3 protein-coding genes are annotated in these 2202 nt (G+C 25.8%); all 3 read right to left on the bottom strand.

The features are described 5' to 3' along the window. Positions 1-51 precede the first annotated feature (51 nt). Positions 52-546 carry a hypothetical protein gene (locus HMPREF9075_RS00795; protein WP_009414679.1) on the bottom strand — a complete coding sequence of 165 codons (495 nt, stop codon included), beginning with the start codon at positions 544-546 and terminating at the stop codon, positions 52-54. A gap of 12 nt (positions 547-558) precedes the next feature. Next, the gene (locus tag HMPREF9075_RS00790; RefSeq protein WP_255351807.1) at positions 559-897 is read right to left on the bottom strand and encodes a T6SS effector amidase Tae4 family protein; all 339 of its coding nucleotides are present in this window, start codon (positions 895-897) and stop codon (positions 559-561) included. Positions 898-1187: 290 nt separating this feature from the next. Continuing rightward, positions 1188-2165, bottom strand: a complete 978-nt coding sequence (locus HMPREF9075_RS00785; RefSeq protein WP_009414677.1) for a hypothetical protein — start codon at positions 2163-2165, stop codon at positions 1188-1190. Positions 2166-2202 lie beyond the last annotated feature (37 nt).

Here is a 2202-nt window from a genome sequence, read left to right as displayed (position 1 = left end):
TTAATTTTCAGAGTGCAAATATATGAAATTATTTAGGCACTTCAATTGATTTTATTTATAATATTGAACTCTAATAGAGTCTATATAACTATTAAGTTCATCACTATTATAGAAGTTTAAACATTGCATTTGAATTAAAAAAATGTCATTATTAGACTCTTCTTCTGGAGGTTTTGCCTGATATAATTTTTTATTCCAATTTTCTATCATATTATTTAATGATTTATTCCTTAGAAAAAGTTCATAATCAAGAATATTTGCCATAGAAGCATAAGCAATTGCACTATCATCACGAAAAATTTTATATTTATTAGGATGTGTTTTTAATATTTTTGTATTAACATTACCTACACATAAACAATAAGCTACATTTTTCAAATATAACAGATCTTGTTCAAGTAAGCTATCTTTTTTTGTAGAGATTACAGTATCTAATATTTGTTTTTTTGCTAAGTTATCCTCTTTAGAATCACTAAAATGTATATTTTCTTTTTTATAAGTATATAAAGAAAAAAACAAACATAATAAAATCATTTCTATCTTCATTTTTTTAAGTTTTTAATCTAGATCAGTCCAACCTATTGTTGTTTTACATCGGTAGCTTTGGCTTCCATATTTCCCATCAAAAACTATATCAATATGCCCTATAGCATCACTAAAATTACAATCTAACTGAATAAAAAGAGCTTCCTTTTCATCTTCTATATTAATATTTTTTAATTTCTTATCTTTAAAAATATTTTCTAAATAATTCTTTAGATATTTCACATTAATAAAATAATTTAAATCATTGTTGCCTTTATAAGTTTCACCTTTTCTATAAGGTATAAGATTTTTAGAATAATTGAGTGCCCAACTCATTCTAAGGGCACAAGTATTATCTAAACTATAATATATAGGGTTACTTATAGATTTTTTTTTACTTCATTATACCATTCTAATAAATATCCTCCGACTAATTGATATAATTCTGCTGTTTCTATTTCTTCCTTCTTAGGATACGCTTTCCCAAATCTGTTGTATTTTACTTTTCCATAGTTTTAATATTACTTGTCCACAGAAAACATTTTCTATACCACCATTAAAAAACCAATCGTTGTCATAAGCATAAAATTCAATTTTGTGTATAGAAGTATCCCATATAATAGAAAAAGTATTATCGGGGGTTTGTAGTAAGTGCCTTTCATTTATCTTATAACTTCTAATTCTTTTTTACCTTTTGGGCGATATAAATATATAGGGAAAATTCTTACTTTTTTTCTATTTTCCTCTTCATATCTTCCTACTAGTACAGGCTCTCCTTTACAACGAGGACATTTCATTGCTGTAAATAATAATGTGACTACTCTATCTTCACAATAATAAACCAACTCTTCATTATCAATTGAAGTCATATTAAAATTCTGTAGAGTTCCATCAAATGCAGCTGTATAAAATTTTGCAATATCCTTACTTTCTTTTTCTGTCATAAATAAAGCTTGAGCTACTTCTTTTTCTTTATATAAAATACTCTCTTCAAATTTATTTTCTTCTTTATTGATAATCATATTTCTAAGTTCATTAAACTTGTTTAGAACTTCTTTTTTTAGATTTAAGCTATCAGATAAATCAAATTTTTCTCCATCTTGCCATCCTTTTAATTGATATGGGACATTAGCCTGAAATGTTCCACAATATTCTACATAAGGTTTTCCCATATCTACAAATATATTTTTTCCTGTTTCTTTTTCTTTTTTTAGTGGAACTTCGAAATCTATCACAGGTGTAGAAATCTTTTCAATATCTCCATTATCTTTAAAACGAATAGCTTGTATTTTTAATTGGACTCTTGCCCCTCCTTCTATCATTTTTTGTGGAATTCCATTGATGTGTATAGGAAAAATTCTAATTTTCCAAGATTGTAAACCACTCTTTAAAATTTCTGTATTTATGGGGACACTTGCGCTTAAGGTACCATTTCCCAATCCATAATATCTCTCAATAGGGAAGCCATTAATTAGTATTTCAAAATTACAACCTCCTATAAAATACTCTGCTTGATAACTAATAGCTTGCTCATGATATTTAACTTCTTTATATAAATTTGCTATTTTTTCCATTTTCTTTTGAGCATTACTACAATTAAACAATAAAATAATTATAGTTAATAAATGTATTTTTTTCATAAGTTATAATTTAAATTCATACGAAAATCCTTCGTGA

The organism is Capnocytophaga sp. oral taxon 332 str. F0381, from assembly GCF_000318275.2.
Classification (GTDB): Bacteria; Bacteroidota; Bacteroidia; order Flavobacteriales; family Flavobacteriaceae; genus Capnocytophaga; species Capnocytophaga bilenii.
The sequence above is the reverse complement of the archived record's forward strand: the minus strand, read 5'-3'. Positions and strand labels throughout refer to the sequence as shown.

Excerpts from the sequence above, each read along its gene's own strand:
- HMPREF9075_RS00795 (WP_009414679.1), bottom strand. The coding sequence starts at position 546 with ATGAAGATAGAAATGATTTTATTATGTTTGTTTTTTTCTTTATATACT.
- HMPREF9075_RS00785 (WP_009414677.1), bottom strand. The coding sequence starts at position 2,165 with ATGAAAAAAATACATTTATTAACTATAATTATTTTATTGTTTAATTGT.